This is a genomic window from Tabrizicola soli (genome assembly GCF_015999335.1).
GTDB classification, from domain to species: Bacteria; Pseudomonadota; Alphaproteobacteria; order Rhodobacterales; family Rhodobacteraceae; genus Tabrizicola; species Tabrizicola soli.
The window spans coordinates 50,092-68,578 of the sequence record NZ_JAEACP010000015.1 but is presented as its reverse complement, the minus strand read 5'-3'; the positions used below and the strand labels follow the sequence as shown (position 1 = coordinate 68,578).

The following is an 18,487-nucleotide window of genomic DNA, read 5'->3' as shown; positions in this document are numbered from 1 at the left end:
TCCGCGAATCATGTCACAGCCGCGCGGGCTTGTGAATCCTGAAAATGCACGCCAGCCAGAGGTTTGGCCGGCCCCGTCAGGTGATCGAGGCCGCGTGGATGCTGTCGATAGCGCCCTTCAGCACCGCGTCGAACTCGGCATCCGTCTGTTTCGCCGACAGGCCTTCCGACAGCGCGCGGCTGAAGCTGGCGATGATCCCGTGGTTCTGCGCCAGGATCCGGTTCGCCTCGTCACGCGAATAGCCGCCCGACAGCGCGACCACCTTCAGGACTTTGGGATGATCGACCAGCGGCCGATAGAAATCCGGCACTGTCGGCAGGCTCAGCTTCAGCATCAGCTGCCCCTCATAGCCGTCCAGCGCCTTCAGGATCTCCTCCTGCAGGATCGCCTCGGCCTCGGCCTTGTCGGCGATCGAGATCGTCACCTCCGGCTCCAGGATCGGCATCAGCCCATGCGCCGCGACCTGGCGGCCCACCTCGAACTGCTGCGCCACGATCGCCGCGATCCCCTTGCGGTTGGCCGCATTGATCACCGAGCGTTCCTTGGTCCCGTAGATCCCCGCCTTCACCGCCCGCGCCAGCAGCGCGTCCAGCCCCGGCATCGGCTTCATCAGCTGGACGCCGTCGGCTTCCGCCTCCAGCCCCTTGTCGATCTTCAGGAACGGAACCACGCCGCGCCTTTCCCACAGGTAGGTCGCGGTCGGGATGCCGTCGACCTTGCGGTCCATGGTCTGCTCGAACAGGATCGCCCCCACCACCTTGTCGCCGGTAAAGGCCGGGGACTGGATGATCCGCGCCCGCATCGCATGGATCAGGTCGAACATCTGCTCCTCGCCGGAGTATTCCGTCTCGGCCACCCCGTAAAGCCGCAGCGCCTTGGGGGTCGAGCCGCCCGACTGGTCCAGCGCGGCGATGAAGCCCCGCCCGTTCTTCACCTGCTCGGTCATCTTCGCGTTGGTCATGTCCGTCTCCCGATCCTTGGCCCCCGGCATAGCCCGAGGGGCCCCGCCGCTCAAGCCATCAGGGCCTTCACGCCCGGCAATTCCTTGCCCTCCATCCATTCCAGGAAGGCCCCGCCGGCGGTGGAGATGAAGGTGAAATCCGCCGCCGCCCCGGCCGCGTTCAGCGCCGCCACGGTATCGCCGCCGCCCGCGACGGACACCAGGCTTCCCGCCTTCGTCAGCCGCGCCGCCGCCTGCGCCGCCGCATTGGTCGCGGCATCGAAGGGCGGGATCTCGAAGGCGCCCAGCGGCCCGTTCCAGATCAGCGTCTTGGCGCCGGCGAACACCGCCTCCAGCTCGGCCACCGTCTGCGGCCCCGCATCCAGGATCATCGCATCCGGCGGGCATTTGTGCACCCCGACGGTCTGGCTCTCGGCCCCCGCCTTGAACTCGCGCGCCACGACCACGTCCACCGGCAGGTGGATCCGGCAGCCCGCCCGCTGCGCCCTGAGCCGGATCTCGCGCGCCGTCTCGGCCATCTCGCGTTCCGCCAGCGAGCGGCCGACCTCGATCCCCTCGGCCACCAGGAAGGTGTTCGCCATCCCGCCGCCGATCACCAGATGGTCGACCTTCGTCACCAGATTCGCCAGCAGCTCGATCTTGGTCGAGACCTTGGCCCCGCCCACCACCGCCACCGCCGGCCGCCGGGCATTTCCCAGCGCCGCATCCAGCGCCTTGAGCTCCGCCTCCATCAGCCGCCCCGCCGCCGCGGGCAGTTGCCGCGCCAGACCCTCGGTCGAGGCATGCGCCCGGTGCGCGGCCGAGAAGGCGTCGTTCACATAGACCTGCCCCAGCGCCGCCATCTGACGGGCCAGGTCGGGATCGTTCTTCTCCTCGCCCGGATGGAAGCGGGTGTTCTCCAGCAGCACCACATCCGCCGGACCGGCCTTTGCAATCGCCGCCGCCGCCGCATCGCCGACGCAATCCGCCGCGAACACCACCTTCCGCCCCAGCGAGCCCGCCAGCGCATCCACCACATGACCAAGGCTCATCTCCGGCACCACCTTGCCCTTCGGCCGGTCGAAATGTGCCAGCAGAACCACCTTGCCGCCCCTGGCGACGATGTCCTCGACCGTCGGCCTGATCTTGTCGATCCGGGTCATGTCCGTGACCCTTCCGCTTTCCATCGGCACGTTGATGTCCACCCGCGTCAGGACCACCTTGCCGGCCAGGTCCATGTCGTCCAGAGTTTTCCAGGGCATCGCCGTCTCCATCCTTGAAAGCCTTACCGCTTTTGGCCCCCGGATCACGCTCCCGTCAACCGCTTCCGACGCTTTGCCCTTCCCTTGGGCGGATGCCGCCTTTACGGTCACGCCCGACCGAAACCGTAAGAGGCACCCCGATGGCCGACATCAAGGACCCCGAAAACACCATCATCCTGACGCTGAAGGACGGCGAAGTGGTGATCGAACTGCTCGCCGAGGTGGCGCCGAAACATGCCGAGCGGATGAAGCAGCTCGCCCGCGACAAGGCCTATGACAACGTGGCCTTCCACCGGGTGATCGACGGCTTCATGGCCCAGACCGGCGATGTCGAGAACGCCAACATGGAAAGCCCGAACTACAACCCGCGCCGTTCGGGCACGGGTGGCTCGCAATATCCCGACCTCCCGGCCGAGTTTTCCAAGCTGCCGCATGACCGGGGCACCCTCGGCGCCGCGCGGTCGCAGAACCCGAACTCGGCCAACAGCCAGTTCTTCATCAACTTCCGCGACAACCATTTCCTGAACGGCCAGTACACCGTCTACGGCCGCGTGATCAGCGGGATGGAGCATGTCGACAAGATCACCCGCGGCGAGCCGCCGGCGAACCCCGACCGCATGATCACCGTCCGGGTGGCCGCCGATGTCGCGTAAGCTTGCCCTCGCCGCCGCCTTCGCCGCCTTCGCCGCCCTCGCCACCAGCGCCGGCGCGCAGGCCACCGACGGCCCCGGCCCGAACCTGGTGATCGAGGTCGCGGGCGTGGCCAACGGCACCGTGGTCATCGACCTTCTGCCGGATGTCGCGCCGAAGCATGTCGAGCAGATCACCGCGCTGGCGACCGAAGGCGCCTATGACAACGTGGTCTTCCACCGCGTGATCGAGGGCTTCATGGCCCAGACCGGCGATGTCTCGAACGGCAAGGCAGGGGGCGACCTGTCGATGGCGGGCATGGGCGGTTCCTCGAAGCCCGACCTCCCCGCCGAATTCTCGAACGAGCTTTCGTTCCAGCGCGGCGTCGTCGGCATGGCCCGGTCGCAGGACCCCAATAGCGCCAACAGCCAGTTCTTCATCATGTTCGGCGACGGCAGCTTCCTCGATGGCCAGTATACCATCGTCGGCAATGTCGTCTCGGGGATGGAGGTCGTGGACGCGATCAAGCGCGGCACCGGCTCGAACGGCGAGGTGACCGACGCGCCGGACGTGATGACGAAAGTCACCGTCCAGCCCTGAGAGCGCAAGGGTAGGGTGGGCAATATTGCCCACCCTGCGCCTTATCCCAGCACTACCAGCGCGTGCCGCTTCTTGCCGGCGGTCAGCTTCATCGGCTCGACCAGATGGCTGGCCCCGAAGCGCAATGCGGAATCGGTGACGATCTCGTCGTTCACCTTCGCCCCGCCTTCCGCGATCAGCCGCTTGGCATCCTTGCCGCTCGCCGCCAGTCCCGCCCGCACGAAAAGCTGCACGATGCCCACGCCCTCGGCCAACTCGCTCGCTTCCAGCGTCACCGTCGGCAGATCCTCCCCGATCCCGCCCTTCTCGAACACCTCCCGCGCCGTCGCTTCCGCCGCCGCGGCTGCCTCGTCCCCGTGCAACAGCCCCGTTGCCAGGTTCGCCAGCATGATCTTCGCCTGGTTGATCTCCGACCCGCCCAGCGACCCCAGCCGGTCGCATTCCTCGACCGGAAGTTCGGTGAAGATCTTCAGGAACCGGCCCACGTCGGCGTCGGTCGTGTTGCGCCAGAACTGCCAGAACTCGTAGGGGCTCAGCATCTCGCCGTTCAGCCAGACCGCGCCGCTCGCCGACTTGCCCATCTTCCGCCCGTCGCTGGTGGTCAGCAAGGGCGTGGTCAGCCCGTAGATCTCGGCGTCGATCACCCGGCGCGTGAGGTCGATCCCGTTGACGATATTGCCCCACTGGTCGCTGCCGCCCATCTGCAGCAGGCAGCCGTACCGGCGGTGGATCTCCAGGAAGTCATAGGCCTGCAGGATCATGTAGTTGAATTCCAGGAAGCTCAGCGACTGCTCCCGGTCCAGCCGCGACTTCACGCTCTCGAAGGACAGCATCCGGTTGACGCTGAAATGCCGCCCGATGTCGCGCAGGAAGTCCAGGTAGTTCAGCTGGTCCAGCCATTCCGCATTGTTCAGCATGATGGCGTCGGTCCTGCCCTCGCCATACGCGAGATACCGCGCGAAGACCTGTTTCAGCCCGGCGATGTTGGCGTCGATCGCTGCCGGCGTCAGCAGCGGCCGCTCCTCGCTGCGGAACGAGGGGTCGCCGACCTTGGTCGTGCCGCCGCCCATCAGCGTGATCGGCTTGTGCCCGGTTTTCTGCAGCCAGCGCAGCACCATGATGTTCATCAGGTGTCCGACATGCAGCGAGGGCGCGGTCGCGTCATAGCCGATGTAGGCGGGCACCACGCCCTTGACCAATGCCTCGTCAAGCGCCTGATAATCCGTGCAATCGGCCACGAAGCCGCGCTCGAACATCACGCGCATGAAGTCGGATTTCGGATGGTAGTGCATGGCCGCCTCGGTCTAGGATGTGGCGGCGGTATATCTTCGCGAGGGTGCCAAGGGAAGATGCGGAAGGACGGAGCTCTCTGGGCGCTCGGCGCCATGTCCGGAACCTCGCTCGACGGGGTGGACGCCGCCATGGTGCGGACCGACGGCCTCACGATCGAGGCGTTCGGCCCTTCGGCCTACCGTCCCTATACCCCCGAGGAGCAGGAGGCGATCCGCGCCGCCCTCGGTCGATGGCCCGGCGACCCCGCCGTGGCCGCCGCCGCCGAAGTGGTCGAGACCGCCCATGCCGAACTTCTGTCGCGCTTCACCGGGGCCGAGGTCCTGGGCTTCCACGGCCAGACCCTTGCCCACGACCCGCAGGGGCGCGGCACGCATCAATGCGGCAATGGCGCCCTGCTGGCGCAGGTGCTGGACCTGCCCACCGTCTGGGACTTCCGCACATCCGACGTGGCCATGGGCGGGCAGGGGGCGCCGCTCGCCCCCTTCTTCCACTTCGCGCTGGCCCGCCACATCGGCGCGACCGAGCCCCTGGCCTTCCTCAACCTCGGCGGCGTCGGCAACCTCACCTGGATCGACCCCGCCGCCCCCGGACCCGAGGCCGAGGGCGCGCTTCTCGCCTTCGACACCGGCCCGGCCAATGCGCCGTTGAACGATCTGCTGCGCGCCCGCCTCGGGCAAAGCCACGACCACGACGGCGCGCTGGCTGCCGCCGGCGAGGCGGACGAGGCCTTCGTCGCCTCGGTCCTGCGCGACCCCTGGTTCGACGCCCCGCCGCCGAAGTCGCTCGACCGCAACGATTTCGCCGGGCTGATCGACCGGCTGGAGATGCTCCCGGACGCGGATGCCGCCGCCACCCTGGCCGCCGTCGCCGCCGCCTCGGTCGCGGCCGGGCAGATCCATTTTCCCGCCCCGGTCTCGCGGATCCTGGTGACCGGGGGCGGGCGGCTCAATCCGGTGCTGATGGCGGAACTGCGCCGCCGCATCCCCGCCGCCATCGACCCGGTCGAGGCCGTGGGCCTGAATGGCGACATGCTCGAGGCCCAGGCCTTCGCCTTCCTCGCCGTCCGCGTGCTGCGCAAGCTCGCCACCTCGGCCCCCGGCACCACCGGCGCGCCGACCCTGGTCGGCGGCGGCCAGATCAGCCGGCCCGATCCCTGACCCCCGCCACGAGCATCGGCAGGGTGTAGATCAGCAGCGCCGTCCAGATCAGCGCGAAGGCTACGGCCTTCACCGTGCTGAAGGGCTCGTGAAAGACGAAGACCGCCGTCAGGAAGATCATCGTCGGCGCGATGTATTGCAGCACCGCGATGGTCGAAAGCCGCAGCTTCTTGGCCCCGTTGGCATAAAGGATCAGCGGCCCCGCCGTGACGATGCCGAGACCGAACAGCAGCGCGGTGTCGCCGGAGCTCCCGGCCAGGAAATGCCCGCCGCCCGAGGCGCCGAGCCACAGCATCCAGCCCAGGGCCGGCGGGAACAGGATCAGCACCTCCAGCGCGAAACCCTGGTTCGGCCCGATCGGCAGCCATTTCTTCAGGAAGGCGTAGAAGCCCCAGGTCACCGTCAGCCCCAGCGCCACCACCGGCAACCGCCCGGCCTCCCAGGTCAGGATCGCCACCGCCACCGCCGCCAGCGCGATGGCGACGCCCTGCCGCCGCCCGATCCGCTCGCGCAGGAGGACCGCCCCCAGGAAGATCGAGAACAGCGGATTGATGTAATACCCCAGCGCCGCATCCAGCGTCCGGCCCGCGCCGATCGCCCAGATGTAGATCCCCCAGTTGACGCTGATGATCGCCGCCGTCATCGACGCCATCCCCAGCATCCGGGGGCTGCGCAGCGCGGCCTTCAGATCGCGCGTCCGCCCCAGCAGCCACAGCAGCGCCAGCGCCACCGGCAGCGACCAGACCACCCGGTGCACGATCACCTCGACCGGAGAAACATGCGCCAGCGCCTTCATGTAAAGCGGCAGGAAGCCCCAGAGCACATAGGCCGATGTCGCAAAGAGATAGCCCGACAGGCTGTCCCCGCCTTGCTCCGCGGGGCGTGGAGAGGTCGCATCGCTCATGTCTTCCCCCTAGCGAAAGCCGCGGGCCGCGACCATGGCAATCTTGTGCCCCGCACAATCGGTCGCATCGGGATGGGCGCTGGCGCGCAAGTCCCTTGTCTCGTCGTCGGGCTTCGCCTCCTCCTCGGACGTGCCTCCGGCGGGAGTATTTTCGCCAAGAGGAACGAGGGGTCTTCCTCTTGGCGCAAATACTCTCGGGGGTTCGGGGGTGAAACCCCCGACGCCGAGGAGGAAAGGCTTGCGGCGCCGGCCGGCTATTCGGAAAGCGCCCGCCAGCCGATGTCGCTGCGGCAAAAGCCGCCGGGCCAGTCGATCCGGGCGACCATGGCATAGGCCGCCTCCCGCGCCTCGCGCAGGGAGGCCCCGCGCGCCGTCACGTTCAGAACCCGCCCGCCTGCGGCGACGATCTGCGCCTCGCGGGCGGCGGTGCCGGCGTGGAACACCATGTGGCGGCTGTCCTCGGGCAGTTCCTCCAGCCCCCGGATCTGGCTGCCCTTCGCGTAAGCCCCCGGATAGCCGTTCGCCGCCATGACCACGGTCAGCGCATGGTCCCCGGCCCAGTTCGCCCGCACCCCGGCCAGCCGGCCTTCGGCGCAGGCCAGCATCAGGTCCAGGGCCTGCGCGCCAAGCCGCATCATCAGCACCTGGGCCTCGGGATCGCCGAAGCGGCAGTTGTATTCCACCAGCCGCGCGCGGCCGTCCCTGATCATCAGCCCGGCGTATAGCACGCCCTGATAGGGCGTGCCGCGCCGGGCCAGCTCGCGGATCGTGGGCAGGACGATCTCGTCCAGGGCCTGGCGCTGGATCGCCTCGGTCAGCACCGGGGCAGGCGAATAGGCCCCCATGCCGCCGGTGTTCGGGCCGGTGTCGCCATCGCCCACCCGCTTGTGGTCCTGCGCCGTGCCGATCGGCAGCGCGGTCTCGCCGTCGGTCAGGATGAAGAAGCTCGCCTCCTCTCCTTCCATGAACTCCTCGATCACCACTTCCGCGCCCGCCGCGCCGAACTCGCCGCCGAACATGTCGTCGACCGCCGCCAGCGCCTCGGCCTCGGTCATCGCCACGATCACGCCTTTCCCGGCTGCGAGGCCATCGGCCTTGACCACGATGGGGGCGCCTTGCCGATGGATGTAGTCCTTCGCCGGGGCCGCCTCGGTGAAGCGGGCATAAGCGGCGGTCGGCGCCTCGCAGGCGTCGCAGATCGCCTTGGTGAAGGCCTTCGAGGCCTCCAGCCGCGCCGCCGCCGCCGAGGGGCCGAAGGTCAAAAGCCCCGCCGCCCGGCAGGCATCCGCCACCCCCGCGGCCAGCGGCGCCTCGGGTCCGACGATCACGAAATCGACCGCGTTCTCCCCGCAGAAGCCGACCACCGCCGCCCCGTCGAGGATGTCGATATCGGCACATTCCGCCAGCATCGCGATCCCGGCATTGCCCGGCGCCACGATCAGCCGGTCGCATTTCGGGTTCTGCTTCACCGCCCAGGCCAGCGCATGTTCGCGGCCGCCGGAACCAAGGATCAGGATGTTCATGGCCGCCCCCCGCTTGGAACTTTCCCGTCCGCGTCATAGGGTGACTGCCGCGAGGAGGCAAGCCATGGAACCTGAGGTCGGAATCGGGATGGGCAGGGATGCCGCCGCCGGCGGGCAGGCGCCGCCGCGGCCGTCGCTTCGCATCCGGGCGATGGAGCTGGCGGGGCTGGCGATGCTGATCCTCGGGGTTGGCAACTGGTCATTCTGGCAGATCGCGCTTGGAGGCGGGTTGGTGCTCGGCAGCTATGCGATCTACCGGCGGAAGCATGGGCCGCAGGCAGGGACGGGGGCCGGACCGGATGGCCTTGGCGGCGATGCCGGGGACGGGGGCGGCGACTGATGGATCTGATCGACGGTCCCGCCCCGCAGGGCAACCAGCCGGAATACACCGTCTCCGAGCTTTCGGGCGCGGTGAAGCGGGTGATCGAGGGCGAGTTCGGCCTGGTCCGCGTCCGGGGCGAGGTCGGGCGGGTCTCGCGTCCGGCCTCCGGGCATCTCTATTTCGACCTCAAGGACGACCGCGCGGTGATCGCCGCGATCAGCTGGAAGGGTCAGGTCGCCCGGATGCAGGTCCGCCCAGAGGAGGGGATGGAAGTCGTCGCCACCGGCCGGATGACCACCTTTCCCGGCCAGTCGAAATACCAGCTGATCGTCGATGACCTCGCGCCGGCGGGAGCGGGCGCGCTGATGGCGATGCTGGAAAAGCGCAAGGCGGCGCTGGGGGCCGAGGGGCTGTTCGATCCGGCCCGCAAGAAGCCGATTCCCTATCTGCCCCGGGTGATCGGGGTCGTCACCTCGCCCTCCGGCGCGGTGATCCGGGACATCCTGCATCGCCTCCGCGACCGCTTTCCCCGGCATGTGCTGGTCTGGCCGGTCGCGGTGCAGGGCCAGGACTGTGCGGCGCAGGTCGCCGCCGCGATCCGGGGTTTCAACGCGATCGAGCCGGGCGGTCCGATCCCGCGCCCCGACGTGCTGATCGTCGCGCGCGGCGGCGGGTCGCTGGAGGATCTCTGGGGCTTCAACGAGGAAGTGGTGGTCCGCGCGGCGGCGGGAAGCCGCATCCCCCTGATCTCGGCCGTGGGCCACGAGACCGACACCACCCTGATCGACCTTGCCGCCGACCTGCGCGCGCCCACGCCCACGGCGGCGGCGGAACTGGCGGTGCCGGTGCGGCTGGAGCTTCTGGCCACGCTCGACGCCCTGGCCGCGCGGCTGACGCGCGGGGTGGGGCAGGGGGTGATGCAGCGCCGCCAGCGCCTGCGCGACCTCGCCCGCGCGCTGCCCCGGCTCGAGGCGCTGCTGCAGACCCCCCGGCAGCGGCTGGACGGCTGCGCGATGCGGCTTTCGGCGGGGCTGGGCCTGGCGGTGGCGCAGAAGCACCGCGCCTTCGACCGGCTGGCGGGGCGGATGCAGCCCGCCACTCTGCGGGCGGGGCTGGCGCGGCAGCGCGACCAGCTGGCGGCGCGCGACGAGCGGCTGGGCCGGGCGGTCCAGCGCCGCTTCGAGCAGCGGCAGGACCGGCTCGGGCATCTGGCGGCCCGCCTGGCCCCGGCGCTGGGGCGGATGCTGGGCGATGCCGAGCGGAAGCTGGCGGAAGGGCGGCTTGCCCTGGTCCGGCTCTCCGACCGGCTGGAGGCCGCGCCCGCGCAGCGGCTGGCCCGGCTGGCCGACCGGCTGGAGGCGCTGGACCGGACGCGGGTGACGCTCGGCTATGCCGAGACGCTGAAACGCGGCTACGCGGTGGTGCGGGGCGATGGGGCGGTGGTCACGACCCGGGCCGGGGCGGAACGCGCAAGCGCGCTGGAGATCGAGTTCCGGGACGGACGGCTGGCCCTGACGCGCCCGGCGCGCAAGGCGCGGGGCGAAGGCGGCGGCGGGCAGGGCAGCCTGTTTTGAACGGGGGGCCGCCCTCGGGGCATCGAGCCCCTCGGGCGGCGCTGCCGCCGCTTTCCCTTGTGACCTTCGCGCGGGGTGACGCGGCGGGGGCCTCCGGCCGGGGGTGTTCGGAAAAAGAGCAAGCTGCGGGGGCGGTTGCCGCTCAGGTCCCCGTATCTCAGGTCCCCGTGTCGCGATCCAGCGGCACCACCGTCAGCTTCTGCAGATCCGCGGTGTTGCGAAGCGCGCCCGCGACCGCGTCGCAGTCGATGCGCTGGTCCTGGCCCGCCGCCATCAGCTTGTAGCGCCGCTGTCCCAGCCCGATATCCTGCGCCAGCGAGATCGGCCCGGCGGTGAGACCGATCCCCGCCAGCGCCGCCGTCAGCTGCGTCCCGTCCAGGGTGCTGGTCGCGGGCACCACCACATCCAGCCGGATCACCGGCTTCGGCGGCATCACCCGCTGCACCAGCCGGAACAGGATCAGCACCAGAAGGGCCGCCACCGTTCCGATCACCCCGAGTTCAAGCAGCCCCGCGCCGAACACGATCCCCAGCGCCGCCGTCATCCACAGCGTCGCCGCCGTGGTCAGCCCCTGCACCGAGGGCCCCTCGCGGAAGATCACGCCCGCGCCGAGAAAGCCGATCCCAGTCAGGATCGCATGCGGCATCCGCGCCATGTCGCTGACGATCTGCGTGCCGTCCGGCAGGACCGCGGCCCAGTCCTCCATCCGCAGCCCCAGAAGCGTCATCAGGGCCGAGGCGACGCAGACCAGCGCATGGGTGCGCAGCCCCGCGGGCTTGCGGCGCAACTCGCGCTCGATGCCGATCAGGAGGCCCGCCGCCAGGCTGAAGGCAAGCGGCACCATCAGCGACTGGTCTTCCAGCGTGGCAATCAGACTCTGGGGCGTCATCTATGCTCTTCCACGGCAATCACCCCCAACGCCGCAGGCCCCGGCCGGTTCCCTTATTTCATCGCCATCGAAGCGGCCGATTCCGGCAGTTCCTCGGCGAAGCAGCGCTGGTAGAACTCGGCCACGGTCTGGCGCTCCAGCTCGTCGCATTTGTTCAGGAAGGTCAGCCGGAAGGCATAGCCGACGTTGCGGAAGATCTCGGCGTTCTGCGCCCAGTTCAGCACGGTCCGGGGCGACATCACCGTCGAGAGGTCGCCGTTCATGAAGGCGGTCCGCGTCAGGTCGGCCACGGCCACCATCTGGCTGATCGTCTTGCGGCCCTTCTCGGTGTTGTAATGCGGGTTCTTCGCCAGGACGATCGCGGTCTCGGCGTCATGGCTCAGGTAGTTCAGCGTCGCCACCAGGGACCAGCGGTCCATCTGCGCCTGGTTGATCTGCTGCACGCCGTGGTAAAGCCCGGTCGTGTCGCCCAGCCCCACCGTGTTCGCCGTGGCGAAGAGGCGGAAGCAGGGATGCGGGGTGATGATCTCGTTCTGGTCGAGGAGCGTCAGCTTGCCGTCATGCTCCAGCACCCGCTGGATCACGAACATCACGTCGGCCCGCCCCGCATCGTATTCGTCGAAGACGATGGCGACCGGGTTGCGCAGCGCCCAGGGCAGGATGCCCTCGTGGAACTCGGTCACCTGCTTGCCGTCGCGCAGCTTGATCGCATCCTTGCCGATCAGGTCGATCCGGCTGATGTGGCTGTCCAGGTTCACCCGCACGCAGGGCCAGTTCAGCCGCGCCGCCACCTGCTCGATATGGGTGGACTTTCCGGTGCCGTGATAGCCCTGGATCATCACCCGGCGGTTATAGGCAAAGCCCGCCAGGATCGCGAGCGTGGTATCGGGGTCGAACTTGTAGGTCGGGTCGATCTCGGGCACGCGGTCGGTCCGCTCGGCGAATGCCTTCACACGCATGTCGGTGTCGATCCCGAACACATCGCGGACCGAGATTTCCTCGGTCGGTTTCATCACCTGATCCAGCATCGCCTGCCCACCTTAAGCCGCCCGCGCCCCATCGCGCCCATTCCGGTCATCCTTGGAACATATCGCGGGGGGGTTCAAGGGGAAGGGCCGCCCGCGACGGCCCCGCGCCGGTTTTCGCCTTCCGGGCTAATCGCGGAAATGCCGGCTGTCCTTCAGCTGGTCCCAGGCCCAGACCACCTCCTGCAGCCGCTCCTCGTCGCGCCGGTCGCCGCCGTTCATGTCGGGATGCAGGTCCTTGACCAGGATCTTGTACTGCCTGCGGATCTCGGCCTTGGTCCAGGTGTCGCGCGCGTCCAGGATCTCGATCGCCTTGCGCTCGGTCGGCGGAAGCTTGCGGGTCGCGTTGGAGATCACCTTGCCGGGATTCTGCGTCGCCTTCTCGCCCAGAAGCGCCATCGGGTCGTTCACCCCCAGCCGCGCCCAGGCATTGCCGTCGCCGATCCGGCTGAAGGGCTTGGTCTCGCGCTCCCAGACCCGGTCCTTGTCCAGGAACTTCTGGAACTCCTCGTCCGAGGTGCCCTGGAAGAAGTTCCATTTCAAATTGTACTCGCGGATGTGGTCCTTGCAGAACCAGAAGAACTCGTCCAGGAGATCGGGCGATTTCGGCGCGCGATAGGCGCCCTTTTCCTTGCAGCCGGGATAGTCGCAGGCGCGGTCCGCGGTCTCGAAGGCGCCCGACATGCCGCGCCGCCCGGTCTTCTTGCGCCTCTTGTCCGCCGCGGCGCTGAGGTTGAAATCAAAGGGCGGGCGACTGGTCATGCGAAGGGGGCCTTTCCGACTCGGGGCCACGAGTTTAGGTGTTTTCGCGGCAGATTGAAGGGGGTTGGACTGACATGGCCGTGAAAGACGAGATCGAGGCCCGGCTGACCGAGGCCTTCGGCCCGACTGCGCTGGAGGTGATCAACGAAAGCCACCGCCACCAGGGCCATGCGGGCGACGACGGGTCGGGCGAAAGCCATTTCCGCATCGTGATCCGCGCGCCGGCCTTCGCGACGATGACGCGGATCGCCCGCCACCGTGCGGTGCAGCAGGCGCTGGGGGAACTCAACCAGCGCATTCACGCCATCGCGCTCGACATCGGCTAGGGCGCGCGGGAACCCCGGCGGCCCCGGCGGGTTGCCTTTCCGACCCCAGGCAGGAAAGGAGAACGCCATGGTCCCGCATCTTCGCCTCTGGCTCATCGCGCTCTGGGCCTCCTCGGTCGCGGGCGCGGTGGTGATCGCCGGCCTCGTCCTTGGACATTACGAATGGGCCACCTTCCTCTGGGCAGCCGCCATCGGCCTGGCGGTCGGCCTTCCAGCGGCGCTTCTGAACTGGGCATACCTCCGCCCCCGCCGGGCGCGCGAGGTCGGCCTGCTGGGCCAGGCACCCCCCGACAGGGGGTAGCGCGCCCCGGTCAATGCCCCTCGGCGGGCATGGCCGCAATTCGGTAAAAGGGCAGAGGCCGGGCCATCGCCCCGCCATGACCCGAGGCGTCTCGCCGACACAATCGTCCAAGGGGGGTGTGCGCCGTGTGCCTCCCGGGGCGTCGTCATTCTCGTGAGAGAAACGCGCTGTCTGCTTCCGGAGCTCCGGAAGCGACTCATCCCGACCCGCCGTGCCACAGGCCGTCGAAGCTGAGGTTCAGGACTGTCTCCAGCAAGCCTGAGGGCCGGGCGGGCAGACATGGCCCACCCCGGCAGGGAGGCGAAGAGGGCCAGTTTGTGGCAGGCCGGGCACCTTGACCGCCCCGGCAGGTTGTCCATTCCTGAAGGACCGCACGCAAACCCCTGAAAACGAAACGCCCGGAAAGCCGCCCATGCGAGGACAGCTTTCCGGACGCCGGGGATGATCGCGCAGCTTCTGCGGCCCACGGGAAAGGCGGAGTCCTGGACCGGGCGCGCTCCTGCCACGCCCGGTCCAGGGAGAGCGTCACCTCTTCAGATAGGCCTTCGCGATCCCGGTGCCGACGGTGTATTTCGGGTCCACCATGTTGCCCAGCCGCGCCTTGCCGGCCATCGTCAGCAGCATGTAGGCCTCTTCCTCGCCCATGCCGGTCTCGGCATCGACCCAGCGCACCAGCTCGCGGTAGGCGATGCGGGCGGCATCCTCCAACGGGCGGGCGCTGCCGATGGTCATGATGTGGGTCTCGGTCTCCAGCCGGGGCCAGCCGATCGTGTGGCCCTTGATCAGGTCGACCTGGATTTCCACCGTCGCCGGCATCTCCATCGCCACGCCGCACAGTTCGCCGTCGCCCTGGATCGCGTGGCAATCGCCCAGATAGAGCAGCGCGCCCGGCGTGTTCACCGGCAGATAGATGATCGCACCCGGCGCCACGTCCGGCAGGTCCATGTTGCCGCCATAGTAATCCGGCTGCAGCGAGGAGATCGCCTCGATCTCGGGGCTGGTGCCGATGGTGCCGATGAAGGGCTCGTAGGGCAGGGTGATCTTGTCGGACCAGTAGACGCCGTTCTCGTCCAGCCGGACCTTCTTGACCCTCTCGGGCAGCGGCGCGTTCAGGACGGCGGTCTGGCCGGTGCCGACGAGGCCGCCGAATTCCGGCAGAAGGCAGGTGGTCCCCACCGGCTGCGGCCCGCGCGGCCGGATCGAGAGGATGCGGACGGCCAGGCAGTCGCCCTTTTCCGCGCCTTCGACATGGATCGGCCCGGTCTGCGGGTTCAGGTAGGGGAAGTTCAGGATCTCGGACGGGCGGTCGGTTTCCTTCTGGATCCTGCCCTCGAAGGCATCATGCGTTTCCACGGTCACGACCGCGCCCGGCTCGACCCGGATCACCGGCGGGACATAGGGGCCGTAGACGTAGTGGAACCTGCCCTGGTCCTCGATCGAGATCTTGTGGCTTTTCCCGGCCTTGCCCCTGGCGACGCCCTGCCGGGCCATGAAGGACGTGTCATACCAGCTCATGCGGACTCTCCCTGCTTGATATTCAAAGTGCGAGCCATTTCTTCACCTTCTCGCGGTCGCGGATATCCTCGGGCGGGACCTCGGCGATGATGCGGCCCTTGTCGATGACGAAGCCCCGCTGCGCGAGCGAGACGATCAGGTCCAGGTTCTGCTCGACGAACAGCACCGTCAGCCCGGTCTCGGCGTTCAGCTTGCGGATGTTGCGGGCGATGTCCTTGACGATCGAGGGCTGGATCCCCTCGGAGGGTTCGTCGAGAAGCATCAGCTCCGGCCCGCCGATCATCGCCCGGCCGATGGCCAGTTGCTGCTGCTGTCCGCCCGACAGGGTGCCGGCCGCCTGGGTGGCGCGTTCCTTCAGGATCGGGAAGAACTCGTAGACCTTGGCGTAATCGGGCGTCCCGCCCCGCCTCGCGGTCTCGCCGACCAGCAGGTTCTCGCGTACCGAGAGGCGGGGAAAGACGTCGCGGCCCTGCGGGATATAGCCCATCCCGCGTTTTGCCCGGTGCTGGGCGGGCAACGCATTGATCACCTCGCCGTTCAGGGCGATGCTGCCCTGGCTGACCGGGATCAGTCCGATCAGGGCGCGCATCAGGGTGCTTTTGCCCACGCCGTTGCGGCCGATGACGGCGACGATCTCGCCCTTGCCGACATGCAGCGACACGCCCTGCAGGACCGGCTCGCCGCCATAGCCGGCGCGCAGGTTTTCCACTCGCAGCAGGTCACTCATCGTCCGAGGCTCCCAGATAGATTTCGGCCACGCCCGGATGCGAGATGATCTCGGCGACGCTGCCTTGCGCGAAGATCTCGCCGAAATGCAGGACGGTCACCCGGTCGGCGATCTGCTGGACGAAGGACATGTCATGCTCGACCGCCAGGATGGTGACGCCCTGCGCGTTCAGTTCGCGCAGCATCTCGCCGGTCTGGCGGGTCTCCTCGGGCGACATGCCGGCGGTGGGCTCGTCAAGGAGGAGAAGCGACGGCTCCACCCCCACGGCCATGCCGATCTCCAGCCATTGCTGGCGACCATGCGACAGGGTGCCGGCCAACTGGTCCTCCAGCCCGGTCAGCCCGGTGAAGCCAAGCACGCGCCGGATCGTCGCTTCAAGGTCGTGGCCATGCAGGTGATGCTGGAACGAGATCACCAGGTTCTGCCGCACCGACAGGTCCTTGAAGATCCCCGGCACCTGGAACTTGACGCTCATCCCCTTGCGGATCCGCGCGAAGGAGGGGGTCCGGGTCACGTCCTCGCCCTTGAAGCGGATGGTCCCGGCATCGGGGGCATGGGCGCCCAGGATCAGCCTGAACAGCGAGGACTTGCCCGCGCCGTTCGGGCCGATCAGGCAGTGGATCTCGCCCTTCTCGATGCCGAAGTCGATGTTGCGCGCCACATGCACGCCGCCGAAGCGTTTGCACAGGCCGCTGGTCTGAAGGATCATCATTTGCCCCGCCCCTTGCCGAACAGCCGCGAAACCCGCTTTGCGGCGCTCAGGACGATGCCCTCGGGCGCGAAGAGGACGGTCAGCACCAGGACGGTGCCCATGACCACGATGGCATACTGGCTGCCGTAGATCGTCAGCGACTGGTAGACCGCGATCACGATCAGCGTGCCGATCAGGGTCGCGGTGATGTCCTTGCGGCCGCCGAAGGCCACCCAGATCACCGGCAGCGCGGCGGCGGTGATGCTCATCGAACTGGGGGTGATGTACTGGCCCCAGGCGGTGTAGAGGACGCCCGACAGCCCCGCCAGCGCGCCCCCCAGGATGAAGGCGAGAAGCTGGTAGCGGCGGACCTCGTAGCCCAGCATCTCGGCCCGGTCGGGGTTCTCGCGGATCGCCACCAGCACGTTGCCGAAAGGCGCGTTCAGCAGCATCCGCAGGCCGAGGTAGACCAGAACCACGAGGCCGAGCAGGACGTAGTAGAGCGCCACATCGGCATAAAGCATGATCTCGCCCCCCGGCCAGGGGATGGTCAAGGGCGGCATCCCGGACATGCCGTTGAACCCGTTCAGCCGCGCCTTGCCGATCGCCCATTCCGGCCCGGCGGTCTGCGCCATGAAGGCCTGGAACACCAGCGTCACGGCCAGCGTGACGATGCCGATGAAGACGCCGGTGACCCGGCCGTAGAACATGAAATAGCCCAGCACCAGCGCCAGGAGCGCCGCCACCCCGACCGACAGGACCAGCGCGATCAGCGTAAAGCCATAGGCCGCGCCGAAGTTGATCGTCAGCACCCCATAGGCATAGCCCGCCAGCCCGAAGAAGGCGGTCTGCCCGAAGCTCAGCGCCCCGGCATAGCCCCAGATCACGCTCAGGCCGAGCGCCATGAAGGTCCAGACCAGGAAATAGGCGGTATTGCCGACGGTCCAGCCATCCGCGAACTGCGGATAGGCGGCAGCAGCCAGCACCACCAGCGCGAAGCCCGTCCAGAAGCCCCGGCCTCGCCCCATGGTCTGCGGCCCCTCCAGCCGCGACAGCCAGAGCTTCAGCGCCGACTGACGCGCCATCGGCGCCACGTCGACCAGCGACGGATGTCCGGAAAGCCCCGGTTTCATCTTGGTTCCCCTCATTTCCGGCCCCTCAGCAGCCAGCCGGACAGCCCGCCCGGCATCAGGCGGATCACGACGATCACGGTCAGCAGCAGGCCGATCTGCCCGAAGAGCTGCCCCTGCCAGGCGGTCATCCCGGCCCGGATCACCGCCAGGATCGCCGCCGCCGGGGCCGCGCCCATGAAGATGTCCCCGCCGCCGATCACCACGGTGACGAAGCTTTCGACGATGAAGGTGCTGCCCATCGTGGGCACCAGCGTCATCGTCGGCGCATAAAGCCCGCCCGCCAGCCCGGCCAGCGCGGCGCCAAGGCCGAAGGTCAGGGTATAGATGCGGCTGGTATCCACTCCGGTCGCCCGCGCCATGCGCGGCAACTGGATCGTCGCGCGGGCGATCACGCCGAAACGGGTGTGGTAGAACAGAAGGTACAGACCCAGGAGCAGCAGGACGGCAATCGCCATCAGCACCAGCCGGTAGGTCGAATAGGAATAGCCGCCGACCGAGAAGCTGCCCAGCGGCGTGCCCACGCCCTGCATGGTCGAGCCGAGCACGATCAGCACGCCCTGGGTGGCGATCATGCTGATGCCCCAGGTGGCGACGATGGAATCCAGCGGCCGGTGGTAGAGCCGGCGGATGATGGTGATTTCCAGGATCATGCCGATGATCCCCGCGCAGGCCGCGCCGCCCAGGATGGCCAGCGGCAGGGGCAGGCCCTTCTGCGCCAGCGTCGCGGTGACATAGGCGCCGCAGGTGATGAACTCGCCATGCGCCAGGTTGATGACGCCCATCATCCCGAAGATGATGGCCAGCCCCATCGAGGCGATCACCAGGAAGGCGAAGGCGTCGCCGAACTGGTAGAGGAACGAAAAAGCGGTCGCGAACACGGCCGTCTCCTTGCCAGGGTTTGCTTGTCCCGAAG

Annotated in this window: 20 protein-coding genes; 7 read left to right on the top strand and 13 right to left on the bottom strand. The window is 68.5% G+C overall.

From position 1 onward, the window contains the following. Positions 1 to 76 precede the first annotated feature (76 nt). Both I7S92_RS14845 and I7S92_RS14840 read right to left on the bottom strand, forming a co-directional pair. Positions 77 to 961 (bottom strand): fructose bisphosphate aldolase, encoded by an 885-nt coding sequence (locus tag I7S92_RS14845; RefSeq protein WP_197645717.1) that lies wholly within the window; start codon positions 959 to 961, stop codon positions 77 to 79. Positions 962 to 1,011: 50 nt separating this feature from the next. Then, positions 1,012 to 2,202: a phosphoglycerate kinase gene (locus tag I7S92_RS14840; RefSeq protein ID WP_197645716.1), complete on the bottom strand. Its 1,191-nt coding sequence runs from the start codon at positions 2,200 to 2,202 to the stop codon at positions 1,012 to 1,014. 140 nt (positions 2,203 to 2,342) lie between these two features. Between I7S92_RS14840 and I7S92_RS14835 the strand changes: the two genes are divergently transcribed. Continuing rightward, entirely contained in the window at positions 2,343 to 2,855 is a 513-nt protein-coding gene (locus I7S92_RS14835; protein WP_197645715.1) for a peptidylprolyl isomerase, read from the top strand. Continuing rightward, positions 2,845 to 3,432 carry a peptidylprolyl isomerase gene (locus tag I7S92_RS14830; protein ID WP_197645714.1) on the top strand — a complete coding sequence of 196 codons (588 nt, stop codon included), beginning with the start codon at positions 2,845 to 2,847 and terminating at the stop codon, positions 3,430 to 3,432. The genes I7S92_RS14835 and I7S92_RS14830 overlap by 11 nt, the downstream gene beginning before the upstream one ends. Positions 3,433 to 3,473: 41 nt before the next feature. Here I7S92_RS14830 and tyrS read toward each other — a convergent pair whose 3' ends face one another. Next, positions 3,474 to 4,724: a tyrosine--tRNA ligase gene (gene tyrS / locus I7S92_RS14825; protein ID WP_197645713.1), complete on the bottom strand. Its 1,251-nt coding sequence runs from the start codon at positions 4,722 to 4,724 to the stop codon at positions 3,474 to 3,476. Positions 4,725 to 4,781: 57 nt separating this feature from the next. Here tyrS and I7S92_RS14820 point away from each other — a divergent pair, with 57 nt between their 5' ends. Continuing rightward, positions 4,782 to 5,882: an anhydro-N-acetylmuramic acid kinase gene (locus tag I7S92_RS14820; RefSeq protein WP_197645712.1), complete on the top strand. Its 1,101-nt coding sequence runs from the start codon at positions 4,782 to 4,784 to the stop codon at positions 5,880 to 5,882. Here I7S92_RS14820 and rarD read toward each other — a convergent pair. Together rarD and purD are read right to left on the bottom strand one after the other, a co-directional pair. Continuing rightward, on the bottom strand, positions 5,863 to 6,786 hold the full coding sequence (gene rarD / locus I7S92_RS14815; protein ID WP_197645711.1) for an EamA family transporter RarD: 924 nt from the start codon (positions 6,784 to 6,786) through the stop codon (positions 5,863 to 5,865). The two genes, I7S92_RS14820 and rarD, sit on opposite strands and share 20 nt — an antisense overlap. Before the next feature lie 254 nt (positions 6,787 to 7,040). Next, positions 7,041 to 8,309, bottom strand: coding sequence for a phosphoribosylamine--glycine ligase (gene purD / locus I7S92_RS14810; RefSeq protein WP_197645710.1), 1,269 nt, complete (start codon positions 8,307 to 8,309; stop codon positions 7,041 to 7,043). A gap of 64 nt (positions 8,310 to 8,373) precedes the next feature. Here purD and I7S92_RS14805 point away from each other — a divergent pair, with 64 nt between their 5' ends. Continuing rightward, positions 8,374 to 8,649 (top strand): hypothetical protein, encoded by a 276-nt coding sequence (locus tag I7S92_RS14805; protein ID WP_197645708.1) that lies wholly within the window; start codon positions 8,374 to 8,376, stop codon positions 8,647 to 8,649. Then, positions 8,646 to 10,205 (top strand): exodeoxyribonuclease VII large subunit, encoded by a 1,560-nt coding sequence (xseA, locus tag I7S92_RS14800; protein ID WP_386003974.1) that lies wholly within the window; start codon positions 8,646 to 8,648, stop codon positions 10,203 to 10,205. Before I7S92_RS14805 ends, xseA begins: the two co-directional genes overlap by 4 nt. Before the next feature lie 157 nt (positions 10,206 to 10,362). On the opposite strand, the gene I7S92_RS14795 is transcribed toward xseA, so the two are convergent. From I7S92_RS14795 to I7S92_RS14785, 3 genes are all read right to left on the bottom strand, one after another. Further along, the gene (locus I7S92_RS14795; protein WP_242070225.1) at positions 10,363 to 11,094 is read right to left on the bottom strand and encodes an MgtC/SapB family protein; all 732 of its coding nucleotides are present in this window, start codon (positions 11,092 to 11,094) and stop codon (positions 10,363 to 10,365) included. Positions 11,095 to 11,147: 53 nt separating this feature from the next. Next, positions 11,148 to 12,122, bottom strand: a complete 975-nt coding sequence (gene cobS / locus I7S92_RS14790) for a cobaltochelatase subunit CobS (RefSeq protein ID WP_197645703.1) — start codon at positions 12,120 to 12,122, stop codon at positions 11,148 to 11,150. A gap of 126 nt (positions 12,123 to 12,248) precedes the next feature. Then, positions 12,249 to 12,881: a DnaJ domain-containing protein gene (locus I7S92_RS14785; RefSeq protein ID WP_197645701.1), complete on the bottom strand. Its 633-nt coding sequence runs from the start codon at positions 12,879 to 12,881 to the stop codon at positions 12,249 to 12,251. 74 nt (positions 12,882 to 12,955) lie between these two features. On the opposite strand from I7S92_RS14785, the gene I7S92_RS14780 reads away from it, so the two are divergent. Both I7S92_RS14780 and I7S92_RS14775 read left to right on the top strand, forming a co-directional pair. After that, positions 12,956 to 13,207, top strand: coding sequence for a BolA family protein (locus I7S92_RS14780; RefSeq protein WP_197645690.1), 252 nt, complete (start codon positions 12,956 to 12,958; stop codon positions 13,205 to 13,207). 67 nt (positions 13,208 to 13,274) lie between these two features. Beyond that, a complete protein-coding gene (locus I7S92_RS14775; protein WP_197645688.1) occupies positions 13,275 to 13,508 on the top strand; it encodes a hypothetical protein in 234 nt (77 codons plus the stop codon). A 525-nt stretch (positions 13,509 to 14,033) separates the two neighbouring features. On the opposite strand, the gene I7S92_RS14770 is transcribed toward I7S92_RS14775, so the two are convergent. Genes I7S92_RS14770 through I7S92_RS14750 form a run of 5 tightly spaced genes read right to left on the bottom strand, consistent with a single transcriptional unit; the run spans position 14,034 to position 18,452 of the window. Continuing rightward, positions 14,034 to 15,023 (bottom strand): acetamidase/formamidase family protein, encoded by a 990-nt coding sequence (locus I7S92_RS14770; RefSeq protein ID WP_197645686.1) that lies wholly within the window; start codon positions 15,021 to 15,023, stop codon positions 14,034 to 14,036. 22 nt (positions 15,024 to 15,045) lie between these two features. After that, positions 15,046 to 15,750, bottom strand: coding sequence for an ABC transporter ATP-binding protein (locus I7S92_RS14765; protein ID WP_197645684.1), 705 nt, complete (start codon positions 15,748 to 15,750; stop codon positions 15,046 to 15,048). Next, positions 15,743 to 16,462, bottom strand: a complete 720-nt coding sequence (locus I7S92_RS14760) for an ABC transporter ATP-binding protein (RefSeq protein WP_197645682.1) — start codon at positions 16,460 to 16,462, stop codon at positions 15,743 to 15,745. Before I7S92_RS14760 ends, I7S92_RS14765 begins: the two co-directional genes overlap by 8 nt. Next, positions 16,459 to 17,589 carry an ABC transporter permease subunit gene (locus tag I7S92_RS14755; RefSeq protein WP_242070224.1) on the bottom strand — a complete coding sequence of 377 codons (1,131 nt, stop codon included), beginning with the start codon at positions 17,587 to 17,589 and terminating at the stop codon, positions 16,459 to 16,461. Before I7S92_RS14755 ends, I7S92_RS14760 begins: the two co-directional genes overlap by 4 nt. After that, positions 17,586 to 18,452: an ABC transporter permease subunit gene (locus tag I7S92_RS14750; RefSeq protein WP_287865050.1), complete on the bottom strand. Its 867-nt coding sequence runs from the start codon at positions 18,450 to 18,452 to the stop codon at positions 17,586 to 17,588. The genes I7S92_RS14755 and I7S92_RS14750 overlap by 4 nt, the downstream gene beginning before the upstream one ends. Positions 18,453 to 18,487: the final 35 nt, after the last annotated feature.